General features: G+C 56.2%; 12 protein-coding genes and 1 CRISPR repeat array. Of the genes, 8 read left to right on the top strand and 4 right to left on the bottom strand.

The features are described 5' to 3' along the window. Positions 1-2: 2 nt before the first annotated feature. Genes EDC14_RS03435 through EDC14_RS03445 form a run of 3 tightly spaced genes read right to left on the bottom strand, consistent with a single transcriptional unit; the run spans position 3 to position 2,617 of the window. Positions 3-815, bottom strand: a complete 813-nt coding sequence (locus EDC14_RS03435) for an ABC transporter permease (protein ID WP_132012801.1) — start codon at positions 813-815, stop codon at positions 3-5. A 5-nt stretch (positions 816-820) separates the two neighbouring features. Then, positions 821-1,621 (bottom strand): ABC transporter permease, encoded by an 801-nt coding sequence (locus EDC14_RS03440; protein WP_132012802.1) that lies wholly within the window; start codon positions 1,619-1,621, stop codon positions 821-823. 24 nt (positions 1,622-1,645) lie between these two features. Continuing rightward, a complete protein-coding gene (locus EDC14_RS03445; protein ID WP_132012803.1) occupies positions 1,646-2,617 on the bottom strand; it encodes an ABC transporter ATP-binding protein in 972 nt (323 codons plus the stop codon). Between the two features lie 1,113 nt (positions 2,618-3,730). Next, positions 3,731-4,430: direct repeats of the CRISPR family, unit length 32 nt; unit sequence GTCGCACCTCACGTAGGTGCGTGGATTGAAAC. A 109-nt stretch (positions 4,431-4,539) separates the two neighbouring features. Between EDC14_RS03445 and EDC14_RS03455 the strand changes: the two genes are divergently transcribed. From EDC14_RS03455 to EDC14_RS03465, 3 genes are all read left to right on the top strand, one after another. Then, complete coding sequence (locus tag EDC14_RS03455) at positions 4,540-4,731, top strand: copper homeostasis protein CutC (RefSeq protein ID WP_132012804.1); 192 nt, start codon at positions 4,540-4,542, stop codon at positions 4,729-4,731. 21 nt (positions 4,732-4,752) lie between these two features. Next, positions 4,753-6,009, top strand: coding sequence for a hypothetical protein (locus EDC14_RS03460; protein WP_132012805.1), 1,257 nt, complete (start codon positions 4,753-4,755; stop codon positions 6,007-6,009). A gap of 81 nt (positions 6,010-6,090) precedes the next feature. Next, positions 6,091-6,711 (top strand): copper homeostasis protein CutC, encoded by a 621-nt coding sequence (locus EDC14_RS03465; protein WP_132012806.1) that lies wholly within the window; start codon positions 6,091-6,093, stop codon positions 6,709-6,711. A 12-nt stretch (positions 6,712-6,723) separates the two neighbouring features. On the opposite strand, the gene EDC14_RS03470 is transcribed toward EDC14_RS03465, so the two are convergent. Then, positions 6,724-8,103, bottom strand: a complete 1,380-nt coding sequence (locus tag EDC14_RS03470; protein WP_243662794.1) for an amidohydrolase family protein — start codon at positions 8,101-8,103, stop codon at positions 6,724-6,726. 528 nt (positions 8,104-8,631) lie between these two features. On the opposite strand from EDC14_RS03470, the gene EDC14_RS03475 reads away from it, so the two are divergent. From EDC14_RS03475 to EDC14_RS03495, 5 genes are all read left to right on the top strand, one after another. Continuing rightward, entirely contained in the window at positions 8,632-10,443 is a 1,812-nt protein-coding gene (locus EDC14_RS03475) for a cache domain-containing sensor histidine kinase (RefSeq protein ID WP_165907761.1), read from the top strand. After that, on the top strand, positions 10,436-12,091 hold the full coding sequence (locus EDC14_RS03480; protein ID WP_132012808.1) for a response regulator transcription factor: 1,656 nt from the start codon (positions 10,436-10,438) through the stop codon (positions 12,089-12,091). Before EDC14_RS03475 ends, EDC14_RS03480 begins: the two co-directional genes overlap by 8 nt. Before the next feature lie 368 nt (positions 12,092-12,459). Beyond that, on the top strand, positions 12,460-13,737 hold the full coding sequence (locus EDC14_RS03485; protein WP_132012809.1) for an ABC transporter substrate-binding protein: 1,278 nt from the start codon (positions 12,460-12,462) through the stop codon (positions 13,735-13,737). Positions 13,738-13,808: 71 nt separating this feature from the next. Further along, positions 13,809-14,738, top strand: a complete 930-nt coding sequence (locus EDC14_RS03490) for a carbohydrate ABC transporter permease (protein WP_243662795.1) — start codon at positions 13,809-13,811, stop codon at positions 14,736-14,738. 12 nt (positions 14,739-14,750) lie between these two features. Next, positions 14,751-15,572, top strand: a complete 822-nt coding sequence (locus tag EDC14_RS03495; RefSeq protein WP_132012810.1) for a carbohydrate ABC transporter permease — start codon at positions 14,751-14,753, stop codon at positions 15,570-15,572. The last annotated feature ends 274 nt before the right edge of the window (positions 15,573-15,846 follow it).

Raw genomic sequence — 15,846 nt, forward strand, 5'->3', positions numbered from 1 at the left:
CGCTAGCTGCTGGCGCTGGTGTAGTGGCGGACCGCATAGTTCCAGAAGAGCCGGGTCAGCCCGAGCATCAAAAAGGGAGCCGCGATCCCCCAGATGATGTAGATCCGGTTCATCCGGCCCAGCACGAACAGGGCCGGGAAGTTGGTGACCACGAAGATCGGCAGCACGAAGGTGCCGATCCGCTGGATCAGGCGGTCGTAGACCAGCATCGGCACCAGATTGAAGTCCCAGAAAGCATCGGTCACCTCGGAGATGGCGCTGGTCTCGATGAACCAGAACGAGCAGATCTGGGGGAGCAGGAACAGCGCATAGCCCACCACGGCCCCGCCGCAGAGAAAACCCAGGAATCCCAGGGCGTTCACCAGGTCGAAGGGGATCTTCAGCCGGCTCCAGCCGACCGCCACCATCACCAGCCCGGCCAGAATATCCACGGCCATGATTCCCACGTCCGCGCGGCGCAGGGTCAGGATGAACTGGAGCGAGACCGGCTTGGTGATCAGCAGGTCCATCGAGCCGCTGTTGATCTGGTGGCGCAATTCGAAGAAGTTCATCATGAACAGGCCGGCGTAAAACCCGGTGATGGTCACGAAAGTGCCGATGAATAGGAGGCTGGCGTCGGGCGAGAGCCCGTTCACCGTCTTGCCGGAGATGTAAAAGACCACCACGTACAGGATCTTCACCACGAGATAACCGCATTCCATCAGGATGCCGGTGATAAAATTGGCTCTGTACTCCAGCTGGGCGATGAGCGAATTCTTCAGAAACAGCCCGTAAAGATAGCCGTGTTTTTTCATCTCCGACAGCGCTTCCCGCATCCCGCTCAACCTCCCACCGCCACGTAGCGTTTGCTGCCGGCCCGCCACAGCAGCCGGGCGATGCCCGTCAACAGGATGATCCAGAAAATCTGAACCAGCAGGCCCCGGCCCAGGGCGAACGGCTCCAGTCGGCTATTGATCAATTCCACCGGGAAGCTGATGGTGTATTTGAAAGGCAGGAAGCCGAGGGCCCGGGAGACTCCGGCGCCGAAGATGTCCAGGGGAAAGATGCCGCCGCTCAACATGATGATGACGATGCGGATCGCCTCAAATAAGAAGCCCACCTCAAACAGCCAGAAGGCCATCATGCCGACGCTGAAAAAGATCATGAAATTCAAGCAAAAAGCCAACAGCAGCGAAAGAAAGAAAACGCCGATCCGCAGGAGGTCCAGCGCCATGCCGAACCGCAGCCGGAGCAGGAGCAGCACGCCCCCGATCAACAGCAACAGAAAAGCGGTCTGGATCAATTTCTGTCCGAGAAAGGAGGAGAGCTTGTAGCAGAAATAATCCACCGGCTTGACGATGAACTTGTTCAGCCCGCCGTTTTTGATGTCCTCATTGATCTCATACTCAAAGCCGGTCCGGATCAGCCGGGAGACGATGTTGGCCATCAGCGTGTAAGCGATGATCTGGACATAGGTATAGCCATTGATGACCGCCGCGGTGTCCCCCCGGTAGATGGAGGTCCACAAGAAAAACTGGATGAAAGTGGGCCAGACTGCGCTGACCATGGAAAGCAGGAAATTGGCCCGGTATTCCATGGCGTTTTGAATGCCCAGTTGAAAGGTACAAAGATATTTCTGCATCCCGAAGATTCCTCATGGTTGATTTTATCGCTGGTAAAGCGCGGCGATGCCTTCTTCCAGGGGCACATCCTCGATATTGAAATCGATCACCGGCAGGTGCTCCAGCATCAGCGCGGAATTCTTTTTGAGCTGCCCCCGCTCCACCGCCAGGGTGGCGCTGACCCCGTCGAACGCCTTGAGCGCGCCGAAGCCGGCCAGCCGCTCCCGGCCGATCTCCTCCCCAAACTGCAGCCGGACGATCTTTTGCTCGCTGAACAAGCCGTTGATGCCGGTCAGCTCGCCGTCATAGACGATCTGGCCCTGGTTGATGACGATGGTCCGCTTGCAGAGCTCCTCGATGTCCACCAGATAATGGCTGGTCAGAATGATGGTGGTCTTCATCTGCTGATTGTAATATTTTAAAAAGTTGCGGATCTTCTGCTGGGAGACCAGGTCCAGGCCGATGGTGGGCTCGTCGAGCAGGATCACCTTGGGCCGGTGCAGCAGGGCCGCGATCAGCTCCAGTTTCATCCGTTCGCCCAGCGAAAGCCGGCGCACCTGGACTTTGAGCAACTGGCGGACTTCCAGCAATTCGGATAATTCGTCGAGGATGCTGAAATACTCCCGGTCCGGAATCTCGTAGATGCATTTGTTCAGATACAGCGACTCGTTGGCGGGCAGGTCCCACCACAACTGGTTCTTTTGGCCCATCACGATGGAGAACTGCATCTTGAAACCTTTTTTGCGTTCCCAGGGGACGTAGCCCAGGACCGTCGCCCGGCCGGAGCTCGGAAAGAGGATGCCGGAGAGCATCTTCAGGGTGGTGGTTTTCCCGGCGCCGTTGGGACCCAGGAAACCCACGATCTCGCCCTCCTCGATGGCGAAGGAGATGCCGGCGACCGCTTCCTTGACGAGCTTGCGCCGGCGGAACAGGTTTTTCAAGGAGTTTTTCAGTCCCAGTTCCTTCTCGTAATAAGTAAAATGCTTTGCAAGACGGTCCACTTCGATAACGGGCATGGTTACCAACCTTGTTGCAGAATGATGAAACTTTCGCCATAGACTTCTGTCAATTTGAGTATCTTCGACACCGTTCTTTGAAATCCTTTTTATGCCATTTGCGTATTGCTCTGGGATGACGAGGCGCTGTTACTGGTGGATGCGGGGCTGTCGGGTCCGGTGGAAGCGCCGCCTCGCGAAGATCATCATCACGCATCAAGATATGGACCATATTGGAGGAGTGCCCGATTGCGGCGGGATCGTGGCCATCCATACGCCCGGGCATACCCCCGGCCATATCTGCCTGTATCATAAATCAAGCCGGACATTGATCGCCGGGGAAAACAGCGGTTGTGTGCATCCGGGAATCCTTGAATCCGGCGAATCATGGTTCGAACGCTCTTTAAACCGGCCGGATCGTGCTTCCCCCGGCGGGGATGGAACCTGGGGAAGCTTCCCGGAACTTCGGGGAAGTTTCCCGAAGCTTCGGGGATACTTCCCGAAGCCTCCGTCCTCTTTCCCGGAGGTTTGGGGAAGCATCCCCGAGCCTTGGTCCTTTATCCCGGAACCTTGGGGATGGTTCCCGAAGGCTCCGGGATGCTAGGATGATCTTTCGGGAAGAAAGGATCCGAAGATCCTATGAAAGGATCATCGGATCCCTTACAAGGATGAAGACCATCCCTTACACGGATCATGGCATCCCTTACAAGGATCGCAGGATCCTTTGAAAGGATCGAGGCATCCCTTACAAGGATGGCTTTCATCCTAACAAGGATGAAGAATATCCTAGTTGGACGAAAGACCATACCTTACATGAGGGATGATGGACTGATATATTAGAGGGGCCGGGATGGGGGATGGTGTGAGGAACCATTGGTTTCGAACTTCGTGAACAGAAAAGGAGATTCATATTCTACAATGGAAATCTTCATGGCTGATTCATTTGGCATTGCTGAAGCGCGCGTTTCCGCGAACCGGAAGCGGACACGGTTTCTCTAGGAGGTTCGCGGCGCCGGTTCGGCGCGGGTTGGAGCGATCGGAGCTTCAAATTTTACAATTTTTTGGGAAGGAAAAAAGAGGTTCGCGGAAACGGTTGTCGAATCCTTTACGAATAAAGGGCTTGAAGGGGATGCTGTCGCACCTCACGTAGGTGCGTGGATTGAAACGATATGAAAACCTACCTTAATATATACGACACCGGTCTGTCGCACCTCACGTAGGTGCGTGGATTGAAACCAAACGGAGGCGGTCAGCGCCGCCGATGCGCGCGGCGTCGCACCTCACGTAGGTGCGTGGATTGAAACATCAAGGCCCGGATGCACGGTTTGGGTCGGCGGGTCGCACCTCACGTAGGTGCGTGGATTGAAACCGGGGTAAACCCTTATCATTACTACGTTTTTTTGTCGCACCTCACGTAGGTGCGTGGATTGAAACGGAATGTAATCGTCACATGTTCCCAGGCATACTGGAGTCGCACCTCACGTAGGTGCGTGGATTGAAACTGATACCGCGCATTACTATGATCGCCGGGACGTTTGTCGCACCTCACGTAGGTGCGTGGATTGAAACCATTATGAAGAGCCGGAGGACCTGAAGTCAACCGCCGTCGCACCTCACGTAGGTGCGTGGATTGAAACCAAAGACGCAGCCGAAACATTTAAATTGCTGCAGTCGCACCTCACGTAGGTGCGTGGATTGAAACACCGAAGCGGTTTGGCAAGATCCTTCCGGTAACAGTCGCACCTCACGTAGGTGCGTGGATTGAAACTGGAGCGGGTCGAACAAGCCGGCGACTACTATTGGTCGCACCTCACGTAGGTGCGTGGATTGAAACCACAACCCCGCAATACACCTCGCATAAGCGGGATTGAGCAATTCGCGGGTTTACTTCCGCGTTTTTTTATTTTGCTTGACTAAATTGCTTTTTGAAAGGATGTTTTCTCATGCCCATCTACGAAGCCTGCGTCGGGGATCTGGAACAGGCGAAGCGGGCGGCGGCCCCGGGGGCGGACCGTATCGAGTTATGCACCGTTCTGGCGGAGGGCGGAATCACGCCTTCGCCCGGCGTCATTGTTTTGGCAAAACGGGTCGTGAAGATTCCGATTCATGTGATCATCCGGCCCCGATGGCTTTAGAGATATCGAAGGAGAAATGAGATGGCTCACAGAAACCCCGATTGGGCTTTTTTGATCTTCATTGCCGCAGCACTTTTGGTTATTGCTTTTTATGCACTGAAAATCAATCAACGGGTTACGATACGTTGTCTCTTATCATTGGAGGGATTTGATTCGTACCACCACTTTTGGTATTATTTTCGGCAGGCAATCAGGCTTATGAAAGCCAACCGTTGGCTATTTTTCCTTCCGTTTAGTTTTTTCGCATTTGATAAACTCATTCAAACTGGCTTTTTCATCTATACTAAATGGCAAATTACCCGCCTTTATCAGGGCGCAAATCCTATTGGACTGGAAGATCGTTTGCCGATTACGTTTAAGGATATACTTGGTGCAGTTTTTGGCGGTATCAATTCCGTAGATGGGTTTTATTGGAGTTTCTCCGGAAAGCTCGTTTTCATCGGCGCGCTAATCTGCCTCGTGGCCTATCGACCGCTCATCGCGCGGTTGCAAAAAGAGGGTTTGCCGAATGTGGAAGGGTTGGCGAAAACTTTGAGAATTGTTCTGGTTGCTCTCGCCGCAATGATTCTCCCACTCCTCATCGGCATATTCGGGAGAAACCGGGAACTTGGCTTTGCCGCCGGTAATTGGGCGCTTAGCATAATCCGGTTTGTGGCATTAATAATTTCAACGGTTATAGAAACTTTTGTTTTGCTGCGTATGAAAGGGCTGATTATCGGCGACCAGGCAGCTGTCAAAGCGCGGATACATCAAACCGCGATGGTTGCAAAACGCTTGTTGTTTCTGAATTTATGGTTGGTAATGCCCAGTTTGATGCGGGATCTGATTTTATATTACCAAACAATGCTACAATTTTTACCGGCGAAGAGTTCATTTCCTACGCTACAGTGGCTTTTGCCTTTTTTTAACAATATCGCTCCGGCAATCGTCGTGTTGACTTTGGGAGCTCCGGTCTTTCTGATAACGAATAATCTTACCGTAGTTGAGTCATTCATACGAGGTTTGAATTTCATTCGGCTGCATTTTGTAAAGTATCTCCTGTTCATCGGCGCCGGCAGCGCAGTCCTATTTATCCCGCGATTTTTAAATCTTATTTTAAGCAGAGCCACGCCACCCTTGAATGATTTCAAATATTTCGGAGGAGTGATCCTCGATGGTTTCGATCTGCTGCTCCAGGTGCTTTTGGGGATTGCTTTATTTTGTTTTATCGTCCAGCCGGAAAACCGGGATATTGAGGAAAGGAGTTTATCAGGGGCAAATCAGGAAACGGTGGCTTAAGCTTAATATTGAAATGAAATGACAACCGGAAGAAGCGATAAAAGATTGAATTCGAATTGCTTTTTGAAAGGATGTTTTCTCATGCCCATCTACGAAGCCTGCGTCGGGGATCTGGAACAGGCGAAGAAGGCGGCGGCCCTGGGGGCGGACCGCATCGAGTTATGCGCCGATCTGGCGGAGGGCGGAATCACGCCTTCGCTCGGCGTCATTGTTTTGGCAAAACGGGTCGTGAAGATTCCGATCCATGTGATCATCCGGCCCCGGGGCGGCGATTTCGTCTATAGCGCCGACGAGTTGCAGGCGATGCGGATCGACATCCTGAAGTGCCGGGAGTTGGGAGTGGCGGGCGTGGTATTCGGGGTATTGGACCGGGGTAACCGGATCGCCCGGCCGGAAATGCAAGAGCTGTTGGCGGCGGCCCGGCCCATGAAGGTGACGTTTCACATGGCTTTCGACGAGGTCGCGGAGCGGCGGGAGGCCATCGACATCCTGGCCGGTTTGGGCGTGGAGCGGATCCTGACCCGGGGCGGCGCCGGTTCGGCCCCGGCCAATCTGGCGGCCCTGCGCGAGCTGGTCGAGCACGCCGGAGAACGGCTGATCGTGATGCCGGGCGGCGGCATTACCCGGGTCAACCGGGAGCAGGTGGCGGCGGCCACCGGAGCCGTGGAGCTGCATGGCACCCGGATCGTCGGCGCGCTGTAAGATCAGCGCCGCTTACATTCCGGCCCGGAGCGGTTTGCCGGGCAGCGCGCCGGGGATGATCCGGCCGTCCCGGACCACGGTTTGGCCGGCTACGATGACGGAATCGATCCCCTCGGGCGGGGCGACGGGATCGCCGATGCCCGGAAAACCGGCCCGGTCCCCGATCCGGGCGCTGTCGAAGACCACCAGATCGGCGTCGGCCCCTTCGCGCAGCCGTCCTTTATGTGCCAGGCCCAGGAAGCGGGCGGGCACGATGGTGCATTTGGCGACGGCCTGGGCCAGCGGCAGCAGTCCTTCTTCCCGGACCAGCTTGCGGAAGAAACGGGGAAAGTTGCCGGCGCATTGGGGATGGCCCTCGTGGGCCGCGCCCGAAGCCGACGATCCGGCGTCGGAGGAGACCATCGCGTAATCCCGGAGCAGCGGCAGGGCGATTTCCCGTTCGTCGCCGCCCCGCCAGATGATGAGCGTATCCGGCTGATGCCGGCGCAATTCATGGTAGAGCGGCGCGTTGAGCCGCCGCCCCCGGTGGGGTCCGGTCGCGGCCAGCAGATCCCCGGGCCGCCAGCCGAATTCGGCCATGGCCTTTTCACTGAAGACCGGCGTCCCGATATGAGTGGCGAAACTGGCGTACATGCCGCTGTCGATGGCCACCGGCAGGCCTTTTTGGCGGGCCCGGTCGACCATTGCCAGCGCCTTGGCCATGTAACCGCCGCCGTATTGATAGACGAAATGCGAGACCAGCACCGCGGCGCCCGATTGCTCGGCGATGCGGAAGGCTTCATCCAGTGAATCGAGGTCGCCCTTGGAGAGCACCCGGGTATGAATGGCCACCGGCCGGCCGTAACGGGCAGCCATCTTGCTTAACGATAGGATCTCCGCGAAGGAGGAACCTGGCGCGTACTCCAGCCCCAGGGACAGACCGCCGGCGCCGGCCCGGAAGGCCGCCTCGGCCAGTTCCGCCATGTCCGCGATCTGTTGGGACGTCGCCGCCAGGTAAGGATCATCCAGCCCCACGCGCCGCCGCAAACTCAGGGAATGCCCGATGAATTGCGCCTGATGGATGGGAAAGCCCCGTTCTTCCAGCGCGCCGAAGAAAGCCGCCAGATCGACGGGGCCGCCGCCGCAGTTGCCGCCGACGGTGGTGGTTATCCCCTGGAGCGCCGCCAGCTCGGCGCCGCTCTGCACGCCGTCGATGTGGGCGTGGCTATCGATGAAGCCGGGGCAGACGATCCGCCCCGCCGCGCCGATGAGCCGGTCGCCGCGCAATTCATCCGGCGCGATGCGGGCGATCCGGCCGTTCCGGATCCCGATATTGCCCGGGGTGACGGTGGCCCGCTCCGGGTCGACCAGCATTCCGCCGCGAATCACCAGATCATAAACATCCGTTTCCAAACAGCCCACCTCCAGTGGCAAGCAAGGGAAGAACCCATGGGTCCTGAAACGGGGAATACGGCATTTTGCGAAAGCATTGACGGGTTTGGAGCGAAAAGCGTGAACGCTTCACCGCGCTTTTCGCGAACAAAGCCGTTTACGCTTTAATAAAATGCTATAGCAGCCCTTTCATTTCGGGGCGTTTGATTCCATTATATGACGCTTGTCAAGCGGAGTAACGCCGAATATGTCATCGTCCACCCGAAAGCCGGCGGGAGAATGTTCCGGTGGCGCGGTTCCGTCAAGATTGGCGGAAAAACCGGGGATTTTTCAACGAATATCAGAAAATTGCATCATGACCGGTATGGGGACGAAACATGATTTTCAAAATGATGCGATACGCTTTCTATGACATCCAAGCTAAGACCGGTTGACGAGGACTCCTCCGGGCGGCGCGGTTTCTTCATTGTTCAAAAAAATTTCATATTTCCGCGCGCGGATGCTATAATTTGGGTGCGGGCATGCCGGAAACGATCGGGGGTAGCGGTTTTGCTTCACGGTTATAACATCCGCAACAAACTCATCTTCTTTTTCCTGCTGGTGATCCTGATCCCCTCCATTTTGATCACCACAGTGATGTACCTGCGCTCCACGCGGCTGCTGGGCGAGAAAAAGGGCGATTCCATCGTCAACAGTCTGGAACAGACTTGCCGGGTGATCGATACGATTCTGAAGGACGCCGAATATCAGTTGACCTTTTTGACCATTTATCCGGAGAATCTGGGCCAATTAAACCACGTGACGCGGCAGCCGGATTATTTCCAGGATCTGCTGGCCATGAAGATCTGGACCCGGCTCCGCAATTTCCGGATTTCCAACCAGAATATTCTCGCCATCTACATTTACCTCTACCGTCCCCGGCTGATGCTCACCTCCTTCGATAACCGCCGGGTCATTGAAGTCAACCGCCCCGGGGATTACCAATGGCTGAATAGGCCGGTGGATGCCGCCACCGGTCAATCGGAATGGGCGGCGGCAAACGTCATGGGCAGCAATATCAACGACACCGGGGTCTACTCCTTCGTCGTCACTAAGAATATCAAGAGTATCGATATGAAGCAGCCCATCGGCGTGGCTTGTATCGCCCTGGAAGAACACTATTTCCGGCATAATTTGCTGGACAGCATCCGGGAAGGCGCCAGGGGCACGGTGATGCTGCTGGATGGCCGGGGCGCGCTGCTTTCGGCGAGCGGTGACCGCAAGGTTTATTCGCAGGAATTGCGCAGTCAGTCCTATGTCCGGACCCTCTTGAACGGCGCCCGGGAATCGTTCATCGCCGAGGTGAACGGCGAAAAAATGCTGATCGGCTATACGACCTCCCCTTATACCGGCTGGAAATATGTTTCGATGGAGCCCATCCGGGAAGTGGTCCTCAATACGGTGGAGATTCGCAATTTAGCCATATGGGTCAATCTGTTATCCATCAGCCTCGCGGTTTTCCTGGCGTTCCTCTTCTCGCAAAGCATCTACCGGCCGATCCGGGTCTTGAAAGATTCGATGAAGCAGGTGGAGTCGGGGAATCTGACGGTCCAGATCCCCGGCGCGCGGCAGGATGAATTCGGGATGCTCAACCGGGGTTTTAACCGGATGATCAATCAGATTCAGCGCCTCATCGACGAACTCTATCATGAAAAACTCTTGAAGAAGGAAGCGGAGTTAAAAAGCCTGCAGGCGCAGATCAACCCGCATTTTCTCTATAATACGCTCGACTCCATCCATTGGCTGTCGCGTTTTCACAAGCTGGACGAAGTCAGCCAGCTGACCTTCGCGCTGTCCAATTTTTACCGGTTGAGCCTGGCCAGCGGCAGGGAAACGGTCACGGTCGCCGAGACGATCGCGCTGATTCAGGAGTACCTCAAGATTCAAAAGATCCGCTACGGCGACAAAATCGCGGTGGAGGTGGAGGCGGATCCCGCCATGCTCCAGTATCCGGTGTTGCCCATGATCATCCAGCCGCTGGTGGAGAACGCCATCGGCCATGGCATTGAGAAAAAGAAGGGTCCCGGCCGGATCAGGGTCGCCTTGGAGGGCTGCGACGGAGGAATGGTCTTTACGGTTCAGGATAACGGCCTAGGGATCGCTCCCGAGAAGCTCCGGCGGATCCAGCGACAGCTTCAGGGCTGCCGGGACGAGAATGGCGAAAGTTTTGCCTTGCTGAATATTCACCGCCGGATCCGGCTGTGCTACGGCAAACCATTCGGTCTGACCATTGACAGTGAGCCGGGCCGGGGTACCGTGGTGCGGGTCTTTCTGCCCCGTTTGGAGCATTCGAAACCAGAGGAGGCCGAGGCCGATGTATAAGCTATTGATCGCCGATGATGAACCTTGGATCCGCCAGGGCTTATTGCAGATCATCGACTGGCGGGGCTGCGGAATCGACGAGGTATGGGAGGCTGAGGACGGCGGGGAGGCGTTGGCGAAAAGCCTCGCCTTTCAGCCGGATATCATCATCACCGATGTCCGGATGCCCGATCTCGACGGCCTGGAACTCTGCAACCGGCTGCGGGACAGACTGCCCCGGACCAAAGTGATCATCATCAGCGGCTACCAGGATTTCGATTATGCCCGGAGGGCCGTGACCCTGGGAGTCTTCGATTATATCGTGAAGCCGTTGAATGAAGAGAATATCGTGGCCACGGTGCAACGGTGCCTGGGGACCATCGCCCAGGAGCGGCAACGCCAGGACGAGCTGGAAGCGGCCAAAACCCAGATGCGGGCCCACTCTTCCCTCCGGCAGCAGGAGTCCCTCTACCGGCTGCTCAAGGAGGCGGTTCGGGACGGGGCGGCGGCGCTCGACAGCCTGCGGCAGCTGGGGCTGAATATGAAGGCTGCCGCGTATCGGGTGTTTCTGGCCGAGATCAGCGATTTTGAAAGGCTGAAGCGGCAGCTGTCGCTGAAGGAGCAGGACGATATGAAACTGCGCCTCCTAAAGGCGCTTCAAGGATGGATCGATCTTCACGGAGTGGGCCTGGCGCTGCCGGGGGAGAACGACCGGATCTACGGCTGCGTGGGGTTCCCGGAAGCGCCCCCGGAGGCCGGGCTGGAGCGGGAATGGCAGGGCTGGCGCGCCATTCCGGGCCATGGGCCGGAGTTATCCATCCGCCTCTATGTCAGCGGAAGGGGGACGGACCTTACCCAACTGCCGGAACTGCGGGAGCAGGCGGAGCGGTGCCGCGAACGCCGCTTCTTTGCCCCCCAAACGGCCCTGCTCTTTTACGATCCGGCTCAGGATCCGCCTCCGGCCGCAGCCGCGGCGCCCTATCGTTATGATGCCCACTCCGAACGCGGGATCCTGGAGGCGCTGCGCCTGGGAGACCGCGCCCTGCTTCAGCAGCGCCTGCGCCAGCTGGCCGGGGAACTGCTGGAGCATCATCAAAGCCTCACCTCCCAGGAGGCGCTGTTCATTTACGAAGGGCTGCTGGAGTATGTGAGCCGCGAGTTGGCGGAAGAGGTCCCGCAGGCGGCCGGTCAATTCAGCGCCGATAAATTGCGGACCTTGAAGGAATTGAAGTACCAGGACCATCTGGATAAGGCCGCCCGCTGCGTCGAGTCGCAATTCCTGGAATGGCTGGACCGGCTGCGACAGTTGCTGGGGGGAGAAAAGCGGAAGATCATCCGCTGCGTGCGCGAATATGTGGAACAACGCTACCCGCAGAAGATCTCCCTGGCCACGGCGGCGGAGCATTTTCATTTCAACCCTTCCTACCTGAGCAAGCTGTTCTGTTCCGAGACGGGAGAGTCCTTCACCAAGTATCTCATGAAAATCCGCATCGCCAGGGCCAAGGAGATCCTGAAGGATCCCAGCGTCCGAATTTATGAAGTGGGCGACCGGGTCGGCTACAGCGACCTGAAATACTTCACCAAAGTCTTTAAAGAACTGGAAGGCCTGACCCCCGGCGAATACCGGGACCGTTGCCTGCCCCATAAGTTGAATTCCATTTCGAAATGAGCATCATGTCCCGAAGCCGGCCGTGATGAAACATGAAGCGATTTGTTTCACGCTCGATAACAAACAAAAATCGTAGACTAAAAACAAAGGCCCTCCTCTTCCTTCACCGAGAGGAGGGCCTATATAATTGAAATAGTGTAAAACCTGGCGAATCGACCCCCGGGTCAGGAGGTGACAGGCTTGGTTCGTTGGCGTATCCGGTTTACGGTACCGGCGAACCGCGGGAGATAGAGATATAGCATTTTGATAAAGCGTAAACGGCTTTGTTCGCTCCAAACCCGTCAACGCTTTCGCAAAATGCTGTCGATGAATGTAAAAAAATAGCGGGCCGGGTTTTCCAGAAAACGACGGGGAGGATTGAATTGGTTATGAAAAAATCGATGAAAGTGTGCGCGGGATTGCTCATCGCTCTGTTTATCCTATCCAATTGCCTCACGATGGCCGCCAAGAAACCGGTGGAACTGACCTATTGGTATCCCAACGGCCTCAGCAACGAACAGGCCGTTCTGAAGAAGGCGGTCGATCTGTTCAACCAGCAGAACCCGGATATTAAAGTGAAAGGCGAATTTGTCGGGGCCAGCGGCAGCGGCCAAGGCGCCACCGACAAATTAATGGTGGCCATCAGCGGGGGAAATCCGCCCGATGTCGTCACCTTTGACCGTTTTATGGTTGGCCAGTGGGCCGATCAAGGGTTGTTTGAGAATTTGACCGCTTTGGCGCGGACGCATAAGATTAGCAAGAATCAATTCTATGATTTTGCCTGGCAGGAAGCAAGTTACAAGGGCAACCTGTACGCCCTGCCGTTCGATACCGATACCCGGGCGCTTTTCTATAATAAGAAAATGTTCAAGGAAGCCGGGCTCAATCCGGAGAAACCGCCGCTGACCATCAAACAATTGGATGAATACGCGGCCAAATTGACCAAAAAAGAAGGAAACCGTTACAGAGTCATCGGATTTATTCCCTGGCTGCAACAGGGTTGGCTATATACGTGGGGCTGGAGCTTCGGCGGCCGTTTCCAGGATCCGAAAACCGGCCGGATCACCGCCAACGATCCGGGCGTCGTCAAGGCGCTGGAATGGGAGACGACCTATGCCAAGAAGTATGATATCGAGGCCGTGACCAATTTCGCCACCGCCGCCGGCGGCGACATCAATCCCTTCGCCGCCGGGATGGTGGCCATGGTGATCAGCGGCCCCTGGGAGATTTCGGGCTTCAAAGTCAACGCTCCGAACCTCGACTACGGCATCTCCTATATCCCCACGCCCACCGGCGCCAACTTCCATTCCTGGGCGGGCGGCTGGTCCTACGTCATTCCTAAGGGCGTCAAAAATAAGGAAGCGGCGTTCCGCTTCGCCAAGTTTATGTCGGTCGGCGAGGGCGCCCGCATTTACGGCGAGGAAACCACCCATTTCATGTCGGCGAAAGCCCTGAATGACAAATTCAACTGGTTCAAAGAAGATCCGAAGTACAAGATCTTTGTGACGCTGCTTCCCAAATCATTCTGCCGGCCGGTGATCCCCAAGGGCCAGCTGCTCTGGGACGAACTGGTCAATGCCACGGACAGCGCCTTGAACGGCAAGGGAACCCCCAAAGAGCTTCTGGACAAGGCGACGGCCAAGGTCAACCGGGAACTGGGCTACTAATCCCCCGGCATTTGGTGGGCGGGGCGGAGGATCCTCCGCCTCCCCGATCTTCTTCAAAGGAGTCTTCCATGATGAACGCGCAACCCTCCATGGTTTCGAAAAAGGCGCCCCGCAAAGTTTTTTTCGCCGCCAATCATCCCATCTACGGCTGGCTGTTCGCCCTGCCCTGGCTGATCGGATTGACGGTCTTTTATATCTACCCCTTATGCTCATCGATCGTTTACAGTTTCACCTCATTCAACGGGATCGTGGCCGGCCGCTTTGTGGGGGGCCGGAATTACGCCGATTTGATGGCGGATGAAACCTTCTGGATCGCGGTCAAGAATACCTTCGTCTTTGCGGCGATGGCCGTCCCGGCCAGCCTGATCTTTGGGATTCTGGTGGCGGTGCTGCTGAACGCGAAGATCCGGGGGCGGGGGGTATACCGGGTGATCGCCCTCATCCCCACGCTGGTGCCGGTGGTCGCCGTCTCCATCATCTGGCAGTGGCTGTTGAACAGCCAGTTCGGGCTGGTAAATTATTTGTTATACCGGGTCGGCCTGCCGGGGCCGCCCTGGTTCGGCAGCGAGCTTTGGGCCAAACCCTCGATCCTGCTCATCGTCATCTGGACCATCGGGGCCAACATCCTGACCTATTTGGCCGGCTTGCAGGACATCCCCGAGAGCTATTACGAGGCGGCCGCCATCGACGGGGCGGGCGCCCGCCATAAGTTTTTCCGGATCACGCTGCCGTTGTTGTCGCCGATCATCCTGTACAACACGATCATGGGGATCATCGGGGCGCTGCAGCAATTCACGCTGGCCTTCGTCATCACCAACGGCCAGGGGACGCCGGCCAACTCGATGATGTTTTACGCGATGTATCTGTATAAAAACGCCTTTACCTATTTCAAAATGGGCACCGCCAACGCCATGGCCTGGATGATGTTCGTGGTGGTGATGGCCCTGACGGTTTTCGTGTTTACCGTCTCCAAGAAATGGGTTCATTATATGGGTGAATGAAGGAGACCGCCGATGCTACGAAAATATCACCTGTCCGTTCAGTTGTCACTGATACTCGTCTCGCTGTTCTTTGTCATCCCGTTTTACTTCATGGTCTGCACCTCTTTTAAAACCCAGGCCGAATGTTACGTCTATCCCATCACCTGGCTGCCGGAGCATTTCAATCTCCGGGGGTACCGGGATATCTTCGGCATGATCCCCTTTGGGCGCTATTTTCTGAATACTTCCTATATTACGGTGCTGAATGTCATCGGCGTCGTCTGCTGCTGCCCGCTGGCGGCCTACAGTTTCGCCCGCTTGAAATGGCGGGGCCGCGATCCGCTCTTCTTTGTGACCCTGGCGGTGATGATGATCCCGTATCAAGTGATCATGGTGCCGATCTTCATGATCTTCTCCAAGCTGAAGCTGGTGGGCACCTTTTGGCCGCTGATCATTCCGCAGTACTTCGGCGTGCCGTTCTATATCTTCCTGTTGCGCCAGTTCTTTAAGGGACTGCCGAAGGACCTGGAGGATTCGGCGCGGATCGACGGCTGCTCGGAGTTCCGGATCTTCTTAAAAATCTATCTGCCCATCTGCAAGCCGGCGGTGCTGACGATCATGATCTTTCAGATGCTGAGTTCCTGGAATGATTTCAACGGCCCGTTAATTTATTTGCAACGGTCGGAGATGTATACCCTGCAACTGGGGCTGCAACAGTTCAAGACCGCCCACCTGACCTACTGGCCGCCGATGATGGCCGCCGCGGTGCTGATCTCGCTCCCGATCATCCTGGTGTTTTTCATCGCCCAGAAGCGGTTCATCGAAGGGATCACCTTTACCGGCATCAAGGGTTGAGGGGACCGGCTCGCTATCGGGGACGGGGCTTTTGCATGGAAAAAATAAGCAAAAGCTTTCAGCGACTGAAAGCCGATGGGGACGGTTCTTGCCTCAACACCATCGGTCTTTATTGCCTTTTTGGCGAAGCCGAGGCCACAGGAACAAGCATCCAATGTTTTTCTTTTCGTGCTTACGTATCCGCAATTCAACGAGCATCTTCAGTAACGAAATAAGCATCTTTAGTAACTGAATGAAGATATTCGGTAACGAAATGAATTCATTCAGTAACCGA

Source organism: Hydrogenispora ethanolica (assembly GCF_004340685.1).
In the GTDB taxonomy this organism is placed as follows: Bacteria; Bacillota; UBA4882; order UBA8346; family UBA8346; genus Hydrogenispora; species Hydrogenispora ethanolica.

Excerpts from the sequence above, each read along its gene's own strand:
- EDC14_RS03435 (WP_132012801.1), bottom strand. The coding sequence starts at position 815 with ATGCGGGAAGCGCTGTCGGAGATGAAAAAACACGGCTATCTTTACGGG.
- EDC14_RS03440 (WP_132012802.1), bottom strand. The coding sequence starts at position 1,621 with ATGCAGAAATATCTTTGTACCTTTCAACTGGGCATTCAAAACGCCATG.
- EDC14_RS03445 (WP_132012803.1), bottom strand. The coding sequence starts at position 2,617 with ATGCCCGTTATCGAAGTGGACCGTCTTGCAAAGCATTTTACTTATTAC.
- EDC14_RS03455 (WP_132012804.1), top strand. The coding sequence starts at position 4,540 with ATGCCCATCTACGAAGCCTGCGTCGGGGATCTGGAACAGGCGAAGCGG.
- EDC14_RS03460 (WP_132012805.1), top strand. The coding sequence starts at position 4,753 with ATGGCTCACAGAAACCCCGATTGGGCTTTTTTGATCTTCATTGCCGCA.
- EDC14_RS03465 (WP_132012806.1), top strand. The coding sequence starts at position 6,091 with ATGCCCATCTACGAAGCCTGCGTCGGGGATCTGGAACAGGCGAAGAAG.
- EDC14_RS03480 (WP_132012808.1), top strand. The coding sequence starts at position 10,436 with ATGTATAAGCTATTGATCGCCGATGATGAACCTTGGATCCGCCAGGGC.
- EDC14_RS03485 (WP_132012809.1), top strand. The coding sequence starts at position 12,460 with ATGAAAAAATCGATGAAAGTGTGCGCGGGATTGCTCATCGCTCTGTTT.
- EDC14_RS03490 (WP_243662795.1), top strand. The coding sequence starts at position 13,809 with ATGAACGCGCAACCCTCCATGGTTTCGAAAAAGGCGCCCCGCAAAGTT.
- EDC14_RS03495 (WP_132012810.1), top strand. The coding sequence starts at position 14,751 with ATGCTACGAAAATATCACCTGTCCGTTCAGTTGTCACTGATACTCGTC.